The sequence below is a fragment of the Shewanella sp. 5S214 genome (genome assembly GCF_041439795.1).
GTDB classification, from domain to species: domain Bacteria; phylum Pseudomonadota; class Gammaproteobacteria; order Enterobacterales; family Shewanellaceae; genus Shewanella; species Shewanella vesiculosa.
The window spans coordinates 139,333-157,460 of the sequence record NZ_JBGOOV010000009.1 but is presented as its reverse complement, the minus strand read 5'-3'; the positions used below and the strand labels follow the sequence as shown (position 1 = coordinate 157,460).

The following is an 18,128-nucleotide window of genomic DNA, read 5'->3' as shown; positions in this document are numbered from 1 at the left end:
ATGAAAGGAACACTCTGTGAGTAAACAATACAAGCTCGGACTCACGAGCAAAATTTTATTTGGCATGGCATTAGGCATTATATTTGGCCTAGTATTGAGAAACTCTTTTCCTGATAGCCAATTTATTCAAGAGTACATTACCGATGGATTCTTGCATGTCATTGGCACTATCTTTATCTCAAGCTTAAAAATGCTTGTCGTACCTTTAGTATTTATCTCATTAGTGTGCGGTACTTGCTCCCTTAGCGATCCATCTAAATTGGGGCGTCTTGGTGGCAAGACCATATCCTTCTATTTATTCACTACCGCTATTGCGCTCACGATTGCGATTCTAGCCGCAGTGTTGATCCATCCAGGTAATGCTAGTTTGGCCGGTAACGCATTAGAATACTCAGCAAAAGACGCGCCTAGCCTGTCTGAAGTCATTATTAATATTGTACCGACAAACCCTATGCAAGCCATGAGTGAAGGCAATATGCTGCAGATTATCCTATTTGCAGTTGTTTTTGGCTTTGCCATCTCACATATTGGTGAACGCGGTACGCGTATAGCATCATTTTTTAACGATTTAAATGATGTGATTATGCGTGTAGTTACCTTGATTATGCAGCTCGCGCCTTATGGTGTGTTTGCACTGATGGCGACTCTCAGCTTAACGTTAGGCTTAGAAACCTTCGGTAGCGTCGTAAAATACTTCTTCCTGGTCGTTGCAGTATTATTTATTCAAGGCTTAGTGGTATACCCGACATTATTAAAGTTATTCTCAGGCCTGAGTCCACTGATGTTTTTGCGTAAAATTCGTGATGTGCAACTGTTTGCCTTTAGTACAGCCAGTTCAAATGCCACATTACCTGTCACCATTGAAACAGCTGAACACCGAATGGGGGTTGACAACAAAATTGCCTCATTCACTTTACCACTGGGTGCAACACTTAACATGGATGGCACCGCCATTATGCAAGGTGTCGCCACGGTATTTATTGCCCAAGTGTTTGGTATTGAACTGAGCATAATGGATTACGCTACAGTGGTGGTCACTGCAACGTTAGCCTCCATTGGCACTGCGGGGGTGCCAGGCGTAGGCTTAATCATGCTCGCCATGGTGTTAAACCAAGTTGGCTTACCTGTAGAGGGGATTGCATTAATTATTGGTGTCGACAGAATGCTCGACATGATCCGCACCGCGGTGAACGTAACCGGTGATGCGGTAGCGACGGTGATTATTGCTAAATCAGAGGGTGAATTCAATGAACAAATATTCAATGACTCACAAGCGGGTAAAGTCGCTAAAAACTTTGAAGAGCAAGTGCTCAATTCCAAAAATTAACACTTAACATCACCTTATATAAAAAAGCGCTAATTTAGCGCTTTTTTATTATCTTTTTTCTGCATAAATATGTCATTATCATCAACTTACATTGATATAGGCTTTCATTATCATTAAAACTCATGGGTAAATGACTCGTCATAGCTTACAAAAAACGGAATAAATATGGACCTTACTTTATTGGCAAGTTTAGCGGTTATTCACATAGTGGCATTGATGAGCCCTGGACCCGATTTCGCCATTATTGTAAAAATGGCCACACAACAAACACGCTTAACCGCACTTTATTGTGCCTTAGGTATTGCGGTGGCGATCTTGATACATACCTTTCTATCTTTGATGGGGATCAGTGTGATGATCCAACAATCTCATATTGCGTTCATGGCTGTACAACTCATTGGTAGCAGCTACTTAGCTTGGATGGGATATGGGGCGCTTAAATCAGCGATGACGAGTATTATCAGCAAACACCGGACTGTAGACATCCCTTCAGTTCAGCAAAATCTCACCCAGGTGGCTATAGTCTCGTCGTTAAAAGGGTTTAAGGTGGGTCTTTATACCAATCTACTCAACCCTAAAGCGCTGATCTTTTTTATTACTTTATTTTCAGTATTAATTACGCCACAAGTCAATCATTCAACCAAAATAGCTGCGACAGTATTATTGTTTGTGTTGTCATTAGCATGGTTTAGCTTGCTGGCATTAGTATTATCTAAACCTCGGGTTCAGCAAAAATTACTCGCAGCGAATACCATTATTGATTTACTGGTAGGAATTATTTTTATTGCCGTTGCGCTGACTATTGCAAGTAATATTATCCAACAAATTATCAGCTAATTGAAATAGATAGACTCATTTAAAGCGGCCTGAGTTTTAAGCCTTATAAGTAATTCGTGGCCAAGATTAATCCGAGGGTTAATCTTAAGGCTGCTTTAGCAAACCTGTATACGATGCCGAGGATAATGGAGTAATCGACGCGCTAGATAATCCACGACAACATTTAAACCCGCAGTGAACACCAATAACAATAAGGCACCGCTAAAGCGGATTTCAGAAAAGTTACTGTCAACATAAAAGCCTAACGTCATCACGCCAAGCATACCCAAAATAGCCGTTTCACGAATAATCACTTCAAAACGATAAAACAGTAATCCCATAAAATGTGGATATAGCGTAGGCACAACCAAATAACTATATTGGTCAATCCTTGGCAGATATGTGAGCGGAACACTCACGTTGTCAGCTTGGCGCGCCATTAAAAATACCATAAGACCGGCATTGTGTAATGCTAGCGCGATAATAGCGGGTAACATAGAAGGACCCAGCAACATCATAAACACAAAAGCCAATAAATATTCTGGCAGTGAACGTAATATTAAATTAACCGCACGCATGAACAAGATGATCAGGTTTGGCATCATTAAACGCGTGTTTAGCGGCAACAATATCATGGTGAATAAGTGAGTTAATCCTAAGGCACAAAAAGCCAATACTAAAGTGGCAATCATTCCCGGAAACACTTGTTGGCTTATTAATTCATAAACCCAGTCAAACAACTTTGATAAATTATCTGCATCAAACCAGGTAAAAAAAGCCTGCCCTTGGAGCATTGGCGGTAAGATATCAACACTGATAAAGCGCCAAATAAGTTGCGAGTCAATCACAGGTATTGGTGGTAAAAAATACACCGCAAGCGGTAAATATAGCCACAGCAAAATCGGTTTAGCCCAAAAGCGTATGCTGCCAATTAATAACACAAATAAAATCAGTAATGCCCCACCTTGCTCATAACGCCCTTGACGAAAAGCGGATTCTAAATAAAAGCCTAATGTCGGCATACCAATAAAACCCAATACCGCACTACTGCGCAATGCACATTCAAAACGATAACGAATATAATCAATAATCTGTGGATACATGTGCATCCAACGTCCATAGATAAATGCCGATAATTTATCAGTACCCTTGGGCAGTGAAAATAAAGTATGGATTGGCGCTTGTTGTAATATATCCGCAAAAACTCGGGCAAATGTGGCAGCATAAGGTAGTGCAATGGCTAAGATACCGGTAATGGCTGATAGACCAAAGATCTGTAAAAATATCAGCGCCCAGAAAATCTCATGGATCGCACGGATAAAGGCACACAAGGCCGCAATTAAGGGATGCTGATACCACAAGGCTAATGGAAATCCCACTAGCAATCCAACCGTGATCCCAAGCAAGGCAAAACTAATAGTTTGCCACAGTGCATCAAACAGATTCTCTGTCGCAAAAAAATCGGGATGCACAAAACCCTGCCACATACGGCCGAGTTCGGACCAAGGATCGATTGCTATCACTTCGGTATCAGCAAAAAACCAACACACAGATACCGTAACTAAAAGTAGTAAAGTGATTTTCTGCCAGTGGCCCACAAAAGCGCGTCCACGAAAAATCATAGCGTCAGACATAATAGAAAAGACAGTAACGGCACACAGATAGAGCTGTGATAAGCAATATAATGAGCTGCAGCGATGTGATCATATTCACGCCATAACCTGCTTTGGCATATCGGCCAAAGCATAATGCTGTGATAAACGGGCCAGAGATAACTTATCGGCGCCATCATCTAGCACCACTTTGCCCTCGCTAATCACGATAATGCGATCAAAATGCGCTAAGGCTAACTCAGCATCATGCAGCACACAAATCACACTTTGATGTGCTTGTTTAATCAAATTTAATAGCCGTAAGCCCATTAATGGATCTAATGCAGAAAAGGGCTCATCACCCATAAAAATGGATTGCTGTTGAAATAATGCTCTGGCTAATGCGACACGTTGACGTTGTCCACCAGACAGCTCACTGACCTTTTGTGTTAATGGCATGGTGAGCTCTAACTGCTGACAAATAGCGGCTATTTGTTGTTGTGGCTTATTAAATGGCAATAATAAATTAGCCATATTGTACCAACGAGAGTAACGCGCTAATCCACCAATAAATACATTATGATATATCGACAAGTTATCAACCAACCCTTGTGCTTGAGAACACAAACAGGTTTGCTGAGCCAATTGTAGATATAGATGATGCAATAACGTGGTTTTACCCACGCCTGAAGGACCTAAAATAGCCACATGTTCATTGGGCTTAAATGACAAATTAACCTTAGATAAAACAATGTTCTGACTATAACCTAAATCAACATCAACCAAAGACAACATTAATCAAGCATTCCAATGGTTTTTGCGACGCGCTCAATCGGCTCATAGTCGTTGTTATGGGCGGGAACAAATGACTCACGAGGGAAACTGGCTAATAAATCTTTATCCGTCATACCAATTAATGTTTTAGTCAATTTTTCTTTAAAACCTGCACCAAAAGAGTCATCAACGCCAGCACGTACTGTCCATTGATAGTCAGGGTAGCTAGGACTTTCCCAAATAACTTTCACTTTACTGGTATCAACCTCGCCTTTTTCAACAGCAGTGTCCCACACTTTATAATTAACCGCGCCAACTTGGTATACACCCGCTTCGACTTGGCTAATGGTGCGGCTATGATCACCAGAGAAACCGATTCGTTTAAAAATCTGTTCGATCGGCTTACCTAAGTTTCGCTCAATAAAGAACTGCGGCATTAACCGTCCAGACGTTGAATCTTTAGAACCAAACGTAAAAGTATAATCATTTAGTAGCGGGAAATTACTGGAAGGAACAATTTCAGTAGATTGATGCGCAATCAAATAACTCTTAAAGTACTGATCTTCAAAACCTTGAGCGATAGCTTCAGAACCAGGCACTAAGCGACGAGCCTGAACCCCAGATAAACCGCCAAACCAAGCAAGCTGAACTTGATTGTTACGGAACGCCGTTACCGCAGCAGAATAAGACTTTACTGGAATATATTTTACTTCCACGCCCAATTGCTCAGATAAATAATCAGCTACTTTATCAAATCGAGTACGAAGCTGACTTTCATCTTCATCAGGGATAGCAGTAAAGGTAAAGGTTGCACTTAATGCAAACGTCGAAAATAAACTTAAAAAGCTCGCTGCTAATAAATGTGTTAGTTTCATCTTAATCTTATAAGTTAGTCGGTTGTTAACGCTATTCTAACTTACCTGCTACTCGATTACATAGCCAAAGCGACTCAATATAAAAAATGTGAGTAAAAACAAATAAAAAATATTAGTATTATTGTTATAAACTTGATTATATCGACACCCAAAGCCTATTTAATATTTAACCTAAAAGATTGATAAGGTAATACTAATCGAGCACATTTTACCTAAGGCAGCGGCGAAACAAGGATAAATTATGCGCATATTGGTTATTGAAGACGATCCTATTTTGTCACATCACTTACAGGTTCAGTTATCTGCGCAAGGCAACCAAGTACAAGTCGCATTAACCGCAAAAGAGGGATTTTATCAAGCGACTAACTATCCGATAGATGCTGCTATTATTGATTTAGGTTTACCCGATCAAGACGGAATAAGTTTAATCAAAATGCTCCGTAGTGCCGATATCAAAGCCCCGATTCTCATTTTAACCGCACGACTCATGTGGCAAGACAAAGTCGAAGGGCTTAATGCTGGCGCCGATGACTATTTAGTTAAACCGTTTCAAAAAGAAGAACTCATCGCTAGGCTTGACGCCATCGTTCGCCGCAGCTGTGGTTTTGTGAGTTCAACGATTACCAGTGGGGCGCTGCAAATTGATATGGCAGCAAAAAACGTGACACTGAATCAAACACCATTAGACATCACGGCCTTTGAATACCTTATTTTGGAATACTTAATGCGCCATAGTCATGAAGTTATCGCTAAGCAGCGTTTACTTGATGTGGTATATGCAGACAAAGAAGGCGATCCCAATACCATTGAAGTAATAATCAGTAGATTAAGAAAAAAACTGGCTCAGGGCGGAATAGCAGAGGCGATTGTGACTCTTCGCGGTCAAGGATATAAATTTAATCACCCATGCGACTAATTCCCCGACCTCAAAAACGCCTGCTAACAAGGATGTTTGTTACTTCCTTGGCTATTATCACATTAGTGGGATTTGGTCTGGCTTGGTTAATTACCCTGCTCCATGCCCAAAACCGTTATAACCAAACCACCAGCGCGTTAATCGCTAAATTACCTATCATTGCTGCGGAGTTTCGCGAAAACAATTTAATCCCCATCACCCAAGCACGTGAAGGTGATGACGTCGATACGCAATATATTATGGCGACTTGTAATAGTGCTTATCACACTTTATGGCGTTCTGATTTCGCGATTAGCTTAAAATTGAATAACATCTGTGAAAAATATCTTCAAATAAAAGATGATTTACCGCCGTTTTATCTTAATTTTGACGCCCAGCAAAGCTACTTTGCTTATTTGCTCAGTATTGATGTTGAAGAGCAAATGTATCATCTATTGATTTTAAAAGACGCGACGGCATTAAAAACGGAACTTAAACAATTTAACCGATTAACTTATTTTAGATTAGCCATCGTCATGGCTATTGCATTACTACTGTTAGTCAGTGCAGCCTATTGGGGCATGCGGCCGTTAACACAATTAAAACAAGAACTATTACAACTACAACAAGGACATAAAAAAAGCCTTTCACAGGATTATCCCGTTGAATTACACGGTATTACGATGGCGTTAAATCAGCTTATGGACCAAACGGATCAACGTCAGACTCGCTATCAAAATGCGATGAATGATTTGGCTCATAGTTTAAAGACACGTCTTGCTGCCAGCATTGCCATCATTGACGATGACTCTTTAGATCGTCAGCAGCAACAGCAAAAGATACTAGAACAAATCAATGATATGGATCATCTGGTGCAGTATCAGCTCAAACGTGCCATGTTAGGCCAGCAAGGCTTACGTCAACAACAAACAAAGGTCGCACCTATTGCCCAACAAGTGGCACAAATGCTTGATAAGATTTATCGGGACAAACACGTTATATTCACACTGCAAGTATCGGCGTCATTACACTTACCGCTCAGCAAAGGGGATGTAATGGAGTTATTGGGTAACTTAATGGAAAATGCGTTTCGCTTGTGTAGTAACAAGGTACAAGTTACCGCCCAGCATCTTGATGGCAACATGATTCAGCTTAGTATCGAAGATGATGGCCCTGGGGTTGATGACGCCATTAAACAAAAAATCATTCAACGCGGAATGAGAGCCGATACCCAATCATCGGGACAAGGCATTGGTTTAGCAGTATGTCATGAAATCGTTAGCAGTTATGGTGGCACCATGACCATTACGACCAGTGAATTAGGCGGAGCAGCCTTTGTGATCCAGCTCTCCGCAACGACGTAATATCATTTAAACATAAGTACCTAAGCAAGCTATCAGGGCAGTAAATACAGCAACAACACGCTTTACTCGACAGTATTCACTAACTCAATGGCGCATAAAGCTGCTCTGCACGATTAAACATTGCCCAAGAAGTGGCAATATACTTGTCGTTGCTAATAGGCACATTACCACGATGACTGTGAGTAAAGCCGGCGGGAGCTATAACCATAGTGCCTTTTCTAGGACTTATTTTACGCTGCTGATAATAAAACTCCGTTTCACCGCCCTCTTCTACATCGTTAAGATAAAACATGTATAACACTACCCGATGAAGCGCCTCATTATGGCCATTTTGTGGAAATTGCTCTGAATGCCAATGCGGATAGCCACCGACACCTTGCTGATAGTGCTGCACGTTGATACTACCACTGCGGTACAAGTACTTAGTTAACGCTGCAGCCCTTGGCCGACCTAATGTTTCAAAATTATCAGGCGTCAGGGTTTGAGCTTGACCATTTTCATCAGCAACTTGCACTGACACGGCCCCCATTAGGGTTAATGAGTATTGGGTGAAATAATCACTAATGTGAGTAAATGTTGCCGCTAATAGCTCATTTTTCAATTCAGCTAAATCATCAAAAGCGTCTAACATTAAGTCACGACTGCGCTTTTTGTCGGTATCAATGCCAAAACCAGTATGACCAGGCCCCACACTCGGATGAGCATTAAATGCTGCCATTAAACGATCACATAGGTCATTACTTATCGCATTGGGATATACTTCAATAAAATCCATAGGGAGTAACTATTGTTAATAAATGTATAGTAGTATGCTGCCATGCCTATAAAGCATCTGTAAAGCGCAATGCACAACATACCTCTTTGTTCTTCAAAGTAACTATCGATTGAATATGAAAAAAAATCAAAAAATATCTGTAGATCAATTAGAAGTGGGTACTTTTATCCGCTTGCCTATTTCTTGGAAAGACCATCCTTTTTTGTTCAGCAGTTTTAAAATTAAAGACACAGTACAAATAGAGCTAATCAAAGGATTAGGGCTAAAGGATGTTTTTTTTGATCCTGATAAAAGCGACATTGAACCGGTAACATCTGACACGGCTGACGTTACAGCACCTAACCAGCAAACAATCGATGCACGTAAAGAGCAAATGCTCAGTCAAAAATCAGCGCAGATAGATGAACAACAAAAACTCAAACGCGATTTAAAGAAAACCGAACAACAATTTAATCGCTCAGTGTCAATGATGCATTCCATGGTCGCTAAAATCGGCAGCAGACCTCTTAACTCGGTTATCGAGGCTAAAGATCTCATTAGTAACATGACCACCATGCTACTCAACAGTGATAACTTAGCCTTGCATTTAATGGCCGATGCTAAAAATGATGAACATATTTACCATCATTCACTTAACGTCTCCATGCTGTGTATGTTGATGGCAAAAGAGCTGGGCTGGAATCGCCAAGAGGTAGAGACTATTGGTATGGGGGCGCTATTTCACGATATAGGTAAGCTCAAAATTCCAAGTAATATTCTCAATAAGCGGGTACCTCTGACCACACCAGAAGAAAACTTTATTAAACAACACCCTTTAATGAGCATTAACTTTCTCAAACTTGCAGATAATTTCCCGGAAGAGGCTAAACCATTAATTGCTAATCATCACGAATTTTTAGATGGGAGTGGTTATCCACAAGGCCTTAAAGCAGACAAGATAGACAAGTTGTCGCAATTGATCGCGGTGATCAATGAATATGACAATCTATGTAATGGTACTAATCAAATCAAACCTAAGCCGCCCAGTATCGCTTTAGGTTTATTATATAAAAATTATAAAAATAAACTAAATGCTGAGTATATTAGTAAACTAATCAAACTATTAGGTGTTTATCCTCCTGGAAGTATTATCGAGTTATCCAGTGGCCAATTTGCCTTGGTGATGTCAGTAAACTTACAACACTTATTGTGTCCTAATATTGTGGTATACGATCAGTTAGTACCTAAAGATTTGGCGCCTATCATTAGTTTACAACAAGAAGGCCTCACCATTGTCCGTAGTTTACCTGCCGCCGCATTGCCAGAGAAAATTCATAAATACCTAAATCCTCGAGAACAAATCAGCTTAGGTATCGGTCAAAGCTAGCCAGCTAAATGACACTGCTTTTGGGTTGTCGTCATGTCAATAATGATAAAATTCAACGACCTTATTCACAAATTGATACACCCTTGTTGAGAAATAAAAAAGCCATCAATTGGCAACAATTGATGGCTTTCTTATAGCATAATTTGTGGTTATAACCAGCCTTTTCGTTTAAAGAAAAAGTAAGTTCCCGCTGCGCTGGCAAGCATTAATCCGACCGCCATGGGATAGCCAAATCGCCAATCGAGTTCGGGCATAATATGAAAATTCATCCCATAACTACTGGCAATGAGCGTGGGAGGTAAAAAAACCACCGCCGATACCGAAAATATCTTAATAATTTTGTTTTGTTGCAAGCCACTGAATCCCATGGCTGCATCAAGCAAGAATTGTAACTTATCGAAAATAAATTGGCTGTGTGGCATCAATGATTCAATATCCGATAACATCTCTCGAATATCCTTCAAGTTTTCATCCGACAAACGATCACGATAATAACGTTGCATATAACGCAAGGAGCGCTGGGTATCCAATAAACTTAATCGAATTTTACCGTTAGAGTCTTCTTGCAAGGTGATCAGTTTAAATACGTCATCAAGCTCTTCATCATTAAACACTTGCTCGCTGACATTTTCTAATACACTGTAAACATCTTCAATTAAGTCAGATAGATAATCTACTTTTAGGGTAAATAACTCTAATAATAACCCTTGTGGGGTGGTAATATCTAAACGACCTAAACGCAAGTAGTTACGCAATAAACGGATAAGACCAACGTCTTCCTCACGCATTGTCAGCAAAAAATTTTCACGTAAGTTGAATGACACGTTCACTGCACGCACATCTGAACTCACACGTTGAGGAAACAACGAGTTAATATGTAAACCATCTTGGTTTTGATAAAAACGTGCTGATGCCTCAATTTCTTTAATATCTTCTTCGTCGGGTACTTCTTCAGCTGAAAACAAGCTCAACCACTGACGTTCTTCATCATCGGGTTTCAATAAATCTAACCATAAGGTCGACTCGGGCACTTTATCGCCCACTTTCAATTCGGTGGTGATTAACTCTCTATTTTGATAGGCGTATGCAGTAATCATCGCTCCCCCAAAGTTCATTAGGCTATAAAGCACAACAAACAAAAAACACTCAAAAAGTGGCGCTAGTTTACTCAACTACAAATGAATGAAAAGTAAAATATTCAACTGCGCCAAAGATCGTACCAGAGACATCATTCGTGAAATAAGACATGAGATAAGTCTAGACTAGACTGTGCTGAATTAAGCGCCACTTAGGCTATTTAATTATCTGGATACTGATGTAAAGAATGACTATTTTCATCATTAATATTCGCGTCAACGAACACGATATTCAACATAACATTCCCATAAAAAACCAATGTGTAACATCACATATAGTGACTTCAGCTGCTAACTCACAACAGCATAACACGCGCTAAACCTTCATTAATGTTTTCAGCAGATATAAAAAAGCGCCCAGATAGGACGCTATAACAACACACTACGCAGATTGAGTTAGTTCAGCTTAAGTTACTCACCTTTTAAACGACGATCCAATTGATCTTTCAAATTGGCCGGCACACCTTTTATCAAAATGGTGTCAGAAATAGGATCATAAATAACCCGTTCACCTAAATGGCCGCCATCAAAACTCAATGTTACTCCACCGCCAGTACCTGAAAACTTCTTCAAACTGCGTAAACTGGCTTTATCTGCCGGAAACTCATCATCCAACTCATAACTGCCACCACAGGCGAAATCATAAAATGAATCCATGCCGGAATCAGCTAACTCGTCAGCTAAATCTTTAACTTCAATCACATCACCAGAGCCCGCGCGCTCAGAACAATAGTCAAAGACCTTGTTACGGCACTCTTGACGTTCATCTTTGGTTAACTCACTGCCCGCAACAAAGTCTTCAACCGCATGGATCAAGGTTTTGTTTTGCGCTTTGATGTTAACCCCTTCAACACAGCCCATAAAATCTAAAAAGAAGTCGGCAACTTTACGGCCCGCACGACCACGAATAAACGAAATATATTTACGCGAGCTTTTATCGGCCTGCCACTCAGTTAAATCAATGCGGGCGGCCAGTTGAATATTGTTTAAATCTAAGTGATTATTTTGCGACAATTCCATGTCATCTAAGACAGTCATCGACGACTTAGCGCTTAATAACGCCACAAATAAATAGTCGCTTGTCATACTGGTATAGCAAGACATCAATAAAAATCCGCCTTGGCTAAAGTCGTACTTAGACAATTCTTGCTGCAATAGTTGGCTTGCTTGGCCGCTAAATTCTACAAAGCCTAAATCGCCTTTGCGATAGCCTGTCAGAGCATCAGAAAATGCACTATTGGCTTCGCCATCATCGTCATGGGTACCAAAAAAGCCAAAACCTTTTCCCGCTTTGCCCGAATAGGTCTGATGTAACTCTTCTAACATGGTTTCAACGGCGTGAGTATTCAACAACGGTTGCGGGCGTAAACGACAACGCATTTGCCCCTGACTGTCTTGCGATATTTCGTGAATAATTGCTTGCTCAATACTAATGCCCATAAGCCTTGTTAATCCTAGTCAGTCACAGATGATAATTTTAAAAAGAATGATATCAGACCAACCGTATAAATCGAACAAGGGTTTACGATATTCCTCACATAGAGCGAATAAAACTTGAGGCGAGCGCCGGCTAAATCCGTTATTATGTGCAGCTAATTCATTCTTTATTGAAGTTTTCTGACTATGGCAATTCAATCTAAATACACAAACACTCAAGTTGAGGCACTTATCAGTGAGCTGCTTGCTGTGCTAGCAAAGCATCAAGCACCTACCGATTTAAGCCTGATGGTACTAGGTAACTGCGTGACCCATTTGCTTGACAAAAAAGTCCCAAATGAGTCTCGTCAAAAAGTAGCAGAGCAATTTGCCAAAGCTTTAACACAGTCGATTAAGTAACGACTAAATAAAATTTATCACTAATGCTAACAATCAGTTACACTGAAAAAAAAGCCGTGATAATAACGTAGGAATACGAGTTAACATGATCGAGCGCAAAAAGCAGCAAATGACGCGTGATAAAGTGTCACGCTTAGTTAATTGGGGTCACTGGTTTGCCTTCTTTAATGGCATATTGGCGATGTTGATTGGCGCTCGGTATATCGGCAGTGTCGGCTATCCAGAATCCATTATTGGCTGGGCATATCTTACTATCAGTACCATTGGCCATTTTACTTTTTTGGCTTTTATCGGTTACTTAGTTTTTATCTTCCCGATTACCTTACTCCTACCTTACTCTAAAATTTTACGCGGTTTTGCTGCATTTATTGCCTCAATTGGATTATATGCCCTACTGTATGACACCATTATTTATGACGACTATGGTATTCATTTAAGTCCTTTTGCCTTTGATTTAGCTTGGCAAGACCTCAACGCGCTATTGCACAGTACCTCATACATAGTCACCCCTATCGTCATTGTGATTGTTGAACTTACCGCGGCCAATTATTTGTGGAAACGCATCGACAAAATCCAGAAAAAACAATGGGGTAATAAAGTGGTATTGTTTGTCGGAATTTGTTTCGTCAGCAGCCATTTATTTCATATTTGGGCCGATGCCACTAACATGACTGAAGTCACTCGTTTTGATGACGCTTATCCAGTGTCATACCCAGCAACAGCGCGATCGTTTATGGAAAATCACGGCATTGACAGCAGCATGCAGTCAACAGAATCACGCAACACTAAATCGCGAAAGTTAAGCTACCCAATCAATCCGATGCAATGCAGTGCTGATAGCCAACCTAATATTATGCTGATCACCATAGACAGCCTTCGAGCAGACATGGTCGATAACGTCACTATGCCGTTTTTAAGCCAATATCGAATCCAAAATCAGCGTTTTACGAATCACTATGCTGGTGGTTCTGACTTTGAAACCAGTATGTTTACTCTCATGTATGGTCTACAAGGTAATTATAGTGACCGCAAAGAGTTTGACAGTACTAGCCCAATCTTAAGCAACATCCTTAAGCAGCAAGGTTATCAATTAGCCATGTTTGCCCCCGAAAATGAACAATACGCTGCCAATAGCGCAATGTTTAACGGCATGACCATGCACATCAGCGAAAGTCAAAATGGCAGTGCAGATGCCGACATCAATACCATTAGCGCAGTCAATCAATGGCAACAGAATCAAACACAACCTTGGTTCAGCTTAGTCAATCTGACTGCACCGAAAGACTACGATACTCCTGTTGGTTTTTTAGGCGTGCAAACTGTAAAACCGCAAATGCCATTAAAGCCAGCACAGAAAGTATTGTTTAACCAATATCGTCAGTCGCTTAACTTTATTGACCAGCAACTCGCTACGTTACTCAATAATGTCAGTGATGACACTGTGGTGCTTATTACCGGCACATACGGTCAAGTCTTCACCAGTAACGCCAGTGATGCACGCAGCGATTTATCACCCGGTAACGTTGAAGTGCCACTGATCATTCATTGGCCAAACAGCAGTGGTAATAAAGTCAATTACCGCACTAGCCATTATGGTATAGCACCAACCTTGCTAAGCCATGTCTTAGGCTGCACAAACCCAAGTACTGATTACAGCTCGGGCCGAAGCTTGCTAGAGCCTAATAATGAAACCTGGGTCTATATAGGAGATAGTCGCCGTTTTGCTATCTATCAAAAATCTGAAATTACCGTGCTGGATCGCTTCGGCAAGTACCGTATCTATGATTTGGACTACAAAAAACGCTTAGATAAAAAAATGAGTGCACCAGAACTCATCCAAGTGATGCGCGAAGGTAGAAGGCTATACAACCAATAAACCAACCAAAGTACCATTCATTGGTGTAAGTTATACTTAAAAAGTTCTGAAGGTAATACAATAAATGTTCCCTTCAGCATCTAAGTCAATATCGACCTATATCCATGATCAACGCTTATGCAAAAGGCTATATTCTAGCCGCTTATCCAATATTCGTTATCGTAATTGGGCAGTTTATAGTCAATCGATAAATAGCGCTTAACTAACTGCTTGCACTCGTTAATTACTGTTGATAAAGTGCTTATCCGCTTAGTGAACTCAGCTGAGTTACCCCAAAGCCATTAGGCGAACTAAGTGATACTTTACCAACCAGCTTGATACTAACTATTGACCGCTAGTGTGATAAAGTACTATAAAACTCGGTATGTAGCGCAGCCCGGTAGCGCACTGTCATGGGGTGTCAGGGGTCGGAGGTTCGAATCCTCTCATACCGACCAAATCAGGTGTTTTATTTCGATATATTATCGAAATTGACCTAAACAAAACCCCGTTTCAGCAACACTGAAACGGGGTTTTGTTTTTCTAGTTTGTGTTGAGCAATCCAGTTAATTCTTTTATAGCCTTTAGCCTGTGACACAGTAGACTTCGCCACATAAAAACCAAACACTAAATCACTGCCCCATAGTTCCGGCAACATTGTTAAAAAGCGAAATGGTAGCTATGGAGATTGATCAAATTGTCAGCTTAGTTTGAACGTTATTACTTTTGTGCCAGTAATAAGCGCTGACACAGTTTGACAAAGTCTGAAGATGTAACGATACCAAGAACATTATTTTGCTCATCAACAACCGGCAAGCAACCTAGTTTATTATCAATAAAATATTGTACGACTATGGTTAGCGGTTCATCTAAGCCTAACTTTTGTACTTTCGTGTCCATAATATCGGCAATAGGAGTATATCGCTCTTTTCTGTCTAACGCTCCTTGACCATATTTATTAAGCATACTCAACACGCTGGCGATCATCTTTTTGTGAGTCAACATGCCGATGAGTTGTCCATTTTGCTCAGAAATAACCGGTAGATGACGCACATTACGGCTTTGCATCAATTGGTGAGCATCTTTAAGGCTAGCTTCATGACTAATACACACCGGATTTGGGGTCATAATGTCGCATACTTTCATGGTATTACTCCTTTACAGCTGTCATAACATAATTCACTCCGAATGAAGACTATATCGAATACAGAGTGCCGCTGGTAGCAAAATAAAAAGGCATAACAGTAACCTTCATATCGACATTGAGCCAGAGACTAAATAGCCTTAAGCAACTCCTCTTAAAGGACTCAATGCTTTATCCAATTGATTAATTTTTTATGGTATATGTCTAGCAATACCATATCCTTAGGCTAAGTGATATCCCATGTCTTTAAGCATTTCGCGGTGATCTAGAGCTCCCGCCTCCCTTTACACCTAAAATACTGTCGTGACACTCACAAATAAGTCTTCTTGATGCCTAAGAGTAAATACCAAAGCATTATCATCAGAAGTATTCATCCGTCGTATGTCTGTTTATAAGAAAGTGAGTTATTTAATGCAATATAAAAATCAGCCACACGGATCGTTTCATAAAAGAACTGACTGTCTATAAACTCAATATCAATGCTGACTTTTACGTCATCTAAGCCACGACATAAAGCTTGTGGGCCTTTTTCTGTAATTTACAAAATTGAATGGCATGAATTGAACTTTCACACACATTTTTCTGCAGCATCTGTATGACAAGGTGCGACGATTAAAAGCAGTAACATTAGTACATGTATTGATATTCACTGCACAACGAAATAATGTCGTATTTCAACCTTCATTTAAATCCTACAAAGACCAATATACTGAGTCATGTCCTGCTTAAATTGCTTTACAATATTGCACTGAGAAGCCGTAAAGAGATGGTTTCTAACCTTAGTTAATATTCACTATAACGGCCAATACGTTGATTATCAGCGTGACTTTCGGCATATGTACTGCAGATGATAATTCAGAATAATAAAAGATTGATAGCACCCTTTATATCAGCAGTCGTCGGCGTTAAGCTTAGCTCCATTTCCACATAGTAACTTTATCACTTCAGTATGACCCTGCTGTCTGGCACGCATCACAATGGACAACCCTTTACCATCAAGAGCATTAATATCTGCCCCTTTGGCCAATAAAAACTCCATTACAGCAATATGTTGCTTATTCGCGGCATAGATCAATGCAGAAAAATGCTTATTATCATACTGATTAACCTCTGCACCATGAAAGATAAGTTGTTGCACAGTATTGAGTTGACCTTGTTCTGCCGCAGCCATTAATGGCCGAAAATTATCATTGTTTTTTCCATTAACATTGACTCGGTTATCTAACAAAAGATTAATCGATTCCAGATCATTGTGCTCGATGGCAAGTAGCAAGGGGGTCATCTTACTTTCATCGCTTTCTATTTCAGTCGCGGCGCCATGAGATAACAATAAACGGACCATTGCAATATTGTGTGTTCCAATGGCATACAACAAAGGAGATGTTCCAGCATTATCTTGAGTATTAATGTCGGCTCCGTAGCTGAGCAATATCGTCACGATATTTATATCTGAACGATTTGCCGCCCAGTTCAGCGCTGTATGCCCTGTTTTATCTTTTATATTTACGCTCGCCCCTTGCTTAAGCAGAGTATTAACGACGTCGGTATGCCCACTCAACGCAGCGAGCATTAAGGCTGTACGCCCTATTCTGTCTTTTGCTCTGGCATCAGGACTTGCTCCCTCTTTAAGAAGTTTATTCACCGCTTGCACATCGCCAAAAGCGGCTGCATGAAGTAATGCTCTGCGTTGCTCGTGAGAGGGTTTCAGGGGTTTAGCATTATTATCCTGAGCATCAATCAATAACGGATTATGTTGCAAATCATTGCGTTGGTCTAATCGTTTGGGGTCAGCTTGGCTTGCTGAAGAGCGGGGTGGATTAGCATATTGTTGATGCTGAAAGTAAGCAGAACCTCCTTGTTCTCGATATCCAGGATAACCAACATTAGCACTATTTATATGCTGTTCATCTATGATTGGTGATTGTTTTAATGGGCTATCCTTAGCTTGTTCTTCTGATGTTGTTTCCTTTCCACCACGATAATTAGCTTCACCTTTACCAAGCTTAGGCATATTTTTCTGGTAATCGTGGCCCATTGCCGGTTTTTTAGCACTTTGTTTAGCTGTTGGGGTGACTGTTATTTGAACTACTTTAGTTGGCTTTACTGTTACTTGTGACGGTTTCGTGCTTGTTTCAGCAGGCGTAGCTGAAGTAACAGGTGTCTCTAATTGGGTTGGATCACGATTATCTTCAGCTGACAAAGTGATAATTGCCGAAGATAAAATAATAATCGCAATGAAGACAATTTGTATAATGCGCATCTGCTATTCCTATCCTTTCGGTCTATAAAAACGGCTAATAACAGTTTCTATTTAGCTTGAGTGAAAAGGAGAGAACAGCGCTCTCCCCCTTTGATTCACCAGTCAATCCTTAA

15 protein-coding genes and 1 tRNA gene are annotated in these 18,128 nt (G+C 40.4%); 8 read left to right on the top strand and 8 right to left on the bottom strand.

Features of this window, described 5'->3' with window-relative positions; all coding sequences use genetic code 11:
• The first annotated feature begins 16 nt into the window (after positions 1–16).
• Positions 17–1,327: a dicarboxylate/amino acid:cation symporter gene (locus tag ACED29_RS08460; RefSeq protein WP_371697456.1), complete on the top strand. Its 1,311-nt coding sequence runs from the start codon at positions 17–19 to the stop codon at positions 1,325–1,327.
• Positions 1,328–1,492: 165 nt separating this feature from the next.
• On the top strand, positions 1,493–2,164 hold the full coding sequence (locus ACED29_RS08455; RefSeq protein ID WP_182696978.1) for a LysE family translocator: 672 nt from the start codon (positions 1,493–1,495) through the stop codon (positions 2,162–2,164).
• 95 nt (positions 2,165–2,259) lie between these two features.
• On the opposite strand, the gene ACED29_RS08450 is transcribed toward ACED29_RS08455, so the two are convergent.
• From ACED29_RS08450 to ACED29_RS08440, 3 genes are all read right to left on the bottom strand, one after another.
• Positions 2,260–3,765: a PhnE/PtxC family ABC transporter permease gene (locus ACED29_RS08450; protein WP_371697455.1), complete on the bottom strand. Its 1,506-nt coding sequence runs from the start codon at positions 3,763–3,765 to the stop codon at positions 2,260–2,262.
• Positions 3,766–3,852: 87 nt separating this feature from the next.
• Positions 3,853–4,530: an ATP-binding cassette domain-containing protein gene (locus ACED29_RS08445; protein ID WP_182696980.1), complete on the bottom strand. Its 678-nt coding sequence runs from the start codon at positions 4,528–4,530 to the stop codon at positions 3,853–3,855.
• A complete protein-coding gene (locus ACED29_RS08440) occupies positions 4,530–5,384 on the bottom strand; it encodes a putative selenate ABC transporter substrate-binding protein (protein WP_182696981.1) in 855 nt (284 codons plus the stop codon). Before ACED29_RS08440 ends, ACED29_RS08445 begins: the two co-directional genes overlap by 1 nt.
• Before the next feature lie 241 nt (positions 5,385–5,625).
• Between ACED29_RS08440 and ACED29_RS08435 the strand changes: the two genes are divergently transcribed.
• Complete coding sequence (locus tag ACED29_RS08435; protein ID WP_182696982.1) at positions 5,626–6,300, top strand: response regulator; 675 nt, start codon at positions 5,626–5,628, stop codon at positions 6,298–6,300.
• Positions 6,291–7,643, top strand: coding sequence for an ATP-binding protein (locus ACED29_RS08430; RefSeq protein ID WP_371697454.1), 1,353 nt, complete (start codon positions 6,291–6,293; stop codon positions 7,641–7,643). Before ACED29_RS08435 ends, ACED29_RS08430 begins: the two co-directional genes overlap by 10 nt.
• Positions 7,644–7,722: 79 nt before the next feature.
• Here ACED29_RS08430 and ACED29_RS08425 read toward each other — a convergent pair whose 3' ends face one another.
• Positions 7,723–8,418, bottom strand: a complete 696-nt coding sequence (locus ACED29_RS08425; RefSeq protein WP_124016479.1) for a 2OG-Fe(II) oxygenase — start codon at positions 8,416–8,418, stop codon at positions 7,723–7,725.
• A 115-nt stretch (positions 8,419–8,533) separates the two neighbouring features.
• On the opposite strand from ACED29_RS08425, the gene ACED29_RS08420 reads away from it, so the two are divergent.
• A complete protein-coding gene (locus ACED29_RS08420; protein WP_347690558.1) occupies positions 8,534–9,784 on the top strand; it encodes a DUF3391 domain-containing protein in 1,251 nt (416 codons plus the stop codon).
• A gap of 149 nt (positions 9,785–9,933) precedes the next feature.
• On the opposite strand, the gene corA is transcribed toward ACED29_RS08420, so the two are convergent.
• Positions 9,934–10,881, bottom strand: a complete 948-nt coding sequence (gene corA / locus ACED29_RS08415) for a magnesium/cobalt transporter CorA (protein WP_124016477.1) — start codon at positions 10,879–10,881, stop codon at positions 9,934–9,936.
• A gap of 450 nt (positions 10,882–11,331) precedes the next feature.
• A complete protein-coding gene (gene yejK, locus ACED29_RS08410; protein ID WP_124016476.1) occupies positions 11,332–12,360 on the bottom strand; it encodes a nucleoid-associated protein YejK in 1,029 nt (342 codons plus the stop codon).
• A 183-nt stretch (positions 12,361–12,543) separates the two neighbouring features.
• Here yejK and ACED29_RS08405 point away from each other — a divergent pair, with 183 nt between their 5' ends.
• The 3 genes from ACED29_RS08405 to ACED29_RS08395 all read left to right on the top strand — a co-directional run bounded on the left by ACED29_RS08405 (position 12,544) and on the right by ACED29_RS08395 (position 15,069).
• Positions 12,544–12,756 carry a YejL family protein gene (locus ACED29_RS08405; protein WP_124016475.1) on the top strand — a complete coding sequence of 71 codons (213 nt, stop codon included), beginning with the start codon at positions 12,544–12,546 and terminating at the stop codon, positions 12,754–12,756.
• Positions 12,757–12,841: 85 nt separating this feature from the next.
• Positions 12,842–14,632, top strand: a complete 1,791-nt coding sequence (locus ACED29_RS08400) for a DUF3413 domain-containing protein (RefSeq protein ID WP_124016474.1) — start codon at positions 12,842–12,844, stop codon at positions 14,630–14,632.
• 360 nt (positions 14,633–14,992) lie between these two features.
• Positions 14,993–15,069, top strand: a tRNA-Pro gene (locus ACED29_RS08395).
• 262 nt (positions 15,070–15,331) lie between these two features.
• Here ACED29_RS08395 and ACED29_RS08390 read toward each other — a convergent pair.
• Together ACED29_RS08390 and ACED29_RS08385 are read right to left on the bottom strand one after the other, a co-directional pair.
• Positions 15,332–15,757: an HPP family protein gene (locus ACED29_RS08390; protein ID WP_124016473.1), complete on the bottom strand. Its 426-nt coding sequence runs from the start codon at positions 15,755–15,757 to the stop codon at positions 15,332–15,334.
• An 887-nt stretch (positions 15,758–16,644) separates the two neighbouring features.
• Positions 16,645–18,015, bottom strand: coding sequence for an ankyrin repeat domain-containing protein (locus ACED29_RS08385; protein WP_182696987.1), 1,371 nt, complete (start codon positions 18,013–18,015; stop codon positions 16,645–16,647).
• Between the last annotated feature and the right edge of the window lie 113 nt (positions 18,016–18,128).

What these genes read in the sequence shown, in the direction of transcription:
- ACED29_RS08440 (WP_182696981.1), bottom strand. Translation starts at nt 5,384, where the DNA reads ATGAAACTAACACATTTATTAGCAGCGAGCTTTTTAAGTTTATTTTCG.
- corA (WP_124016477.1), bottom strand. Translation starts at nt 10,881, where the DNA reads ATGATTACTGCATACGCCTATCAAAATAGAGAGTTAATCACCACCGAA.
- ACED29_RS08425 (WP_124016479.1), bottom strand. Translation starts at nt 8,418, where the DNA reads ATGGATTTTATTGAAGTATATCCCAATGCGATAAGTAATGACCTATGT.
- ACED29_RS08450 (WP_371697455.1), bottom strand. Translation starts at nt 3,765, where the DNA reads ATGATTTTTCGTGGACGCGCTTTTGTGGGCCACTGGCAGAAAATCACT.
- ACED29_RS08400 (WP_124016474.1), top strand. Translation starts at nt 12,842, where the DNA reads ATGATCGAGCGCAAAAAGCAGCAAATGACGCGTGATAAAGTGTCACGC.
- ACED29_RS08385 (WP_182696987.1), bottom strand. Translation starts at nt 18,015, where the DNA reads ATGCGCATTATACAAATTGTCTTCATTGCGATTATTATTTTATCTTCG.
- ACED29_RS08455 (WP_182696978.1), top strand. Translation starts at nt 1,493, where the DNA reads ATGGACCTTACTTTATTGGCAAGTTTAGCGGTTATTCACATAGTGGCA.
- ACED29_RS08445 (WP_182696980.1), bottom strand. Translation starts at nt 4,530, where the DNA reads ATGTTGTCTTTGGTTGATGTTGATTTAGGTTATAGTCAGAACATTGTT.
- ACED29_RS08430 (WP_371697454.1), top strand. Translation starts at nt 6,291, where the DNA reads ATGCGACTAATTCCCCGACCTCAAAAACGCCTGCTAACAAGGATGTTT.
- ACED29_RS08435 (WP_182696982.1), top strand. Translation starts at nt 5,626, where the DNA reads ATGCGCATATTGGTTATTGAAGACGATCCTATTTTGTCACATCACTTA.
- yejK (WP_124016476.1), bottom strand. Translation starts at nt 12,360, where the DNA reads ATGGGCATTAGTATTGAGCAAGCAATTATTCACGAAATATCGCAAGAC.
- ACED29_RS08390 (WP_124016473.1), bottom strand. Translation starts at nt 15,757, where the DNA reads ATGAAAGTATGCGACATTATGACCCCAAATCCGGTGTGTATTAGTCAT.
- ACED29_RS08420 (WP_347690558.1), top strand. Translation starts at nt 8,534, where the DNA reads ATGAAAAAAAATCAAAAAATATCTGTAGATCAATTAGAAGTGGGTACT.
- ACED29_RS08405 (WP_124016475.1), top strand. Translation starts at nt 12,544, where the DNA reads ATGGCAATTCAATCTAAATACACAAACACTCAAGTTGAGGCACTTATC.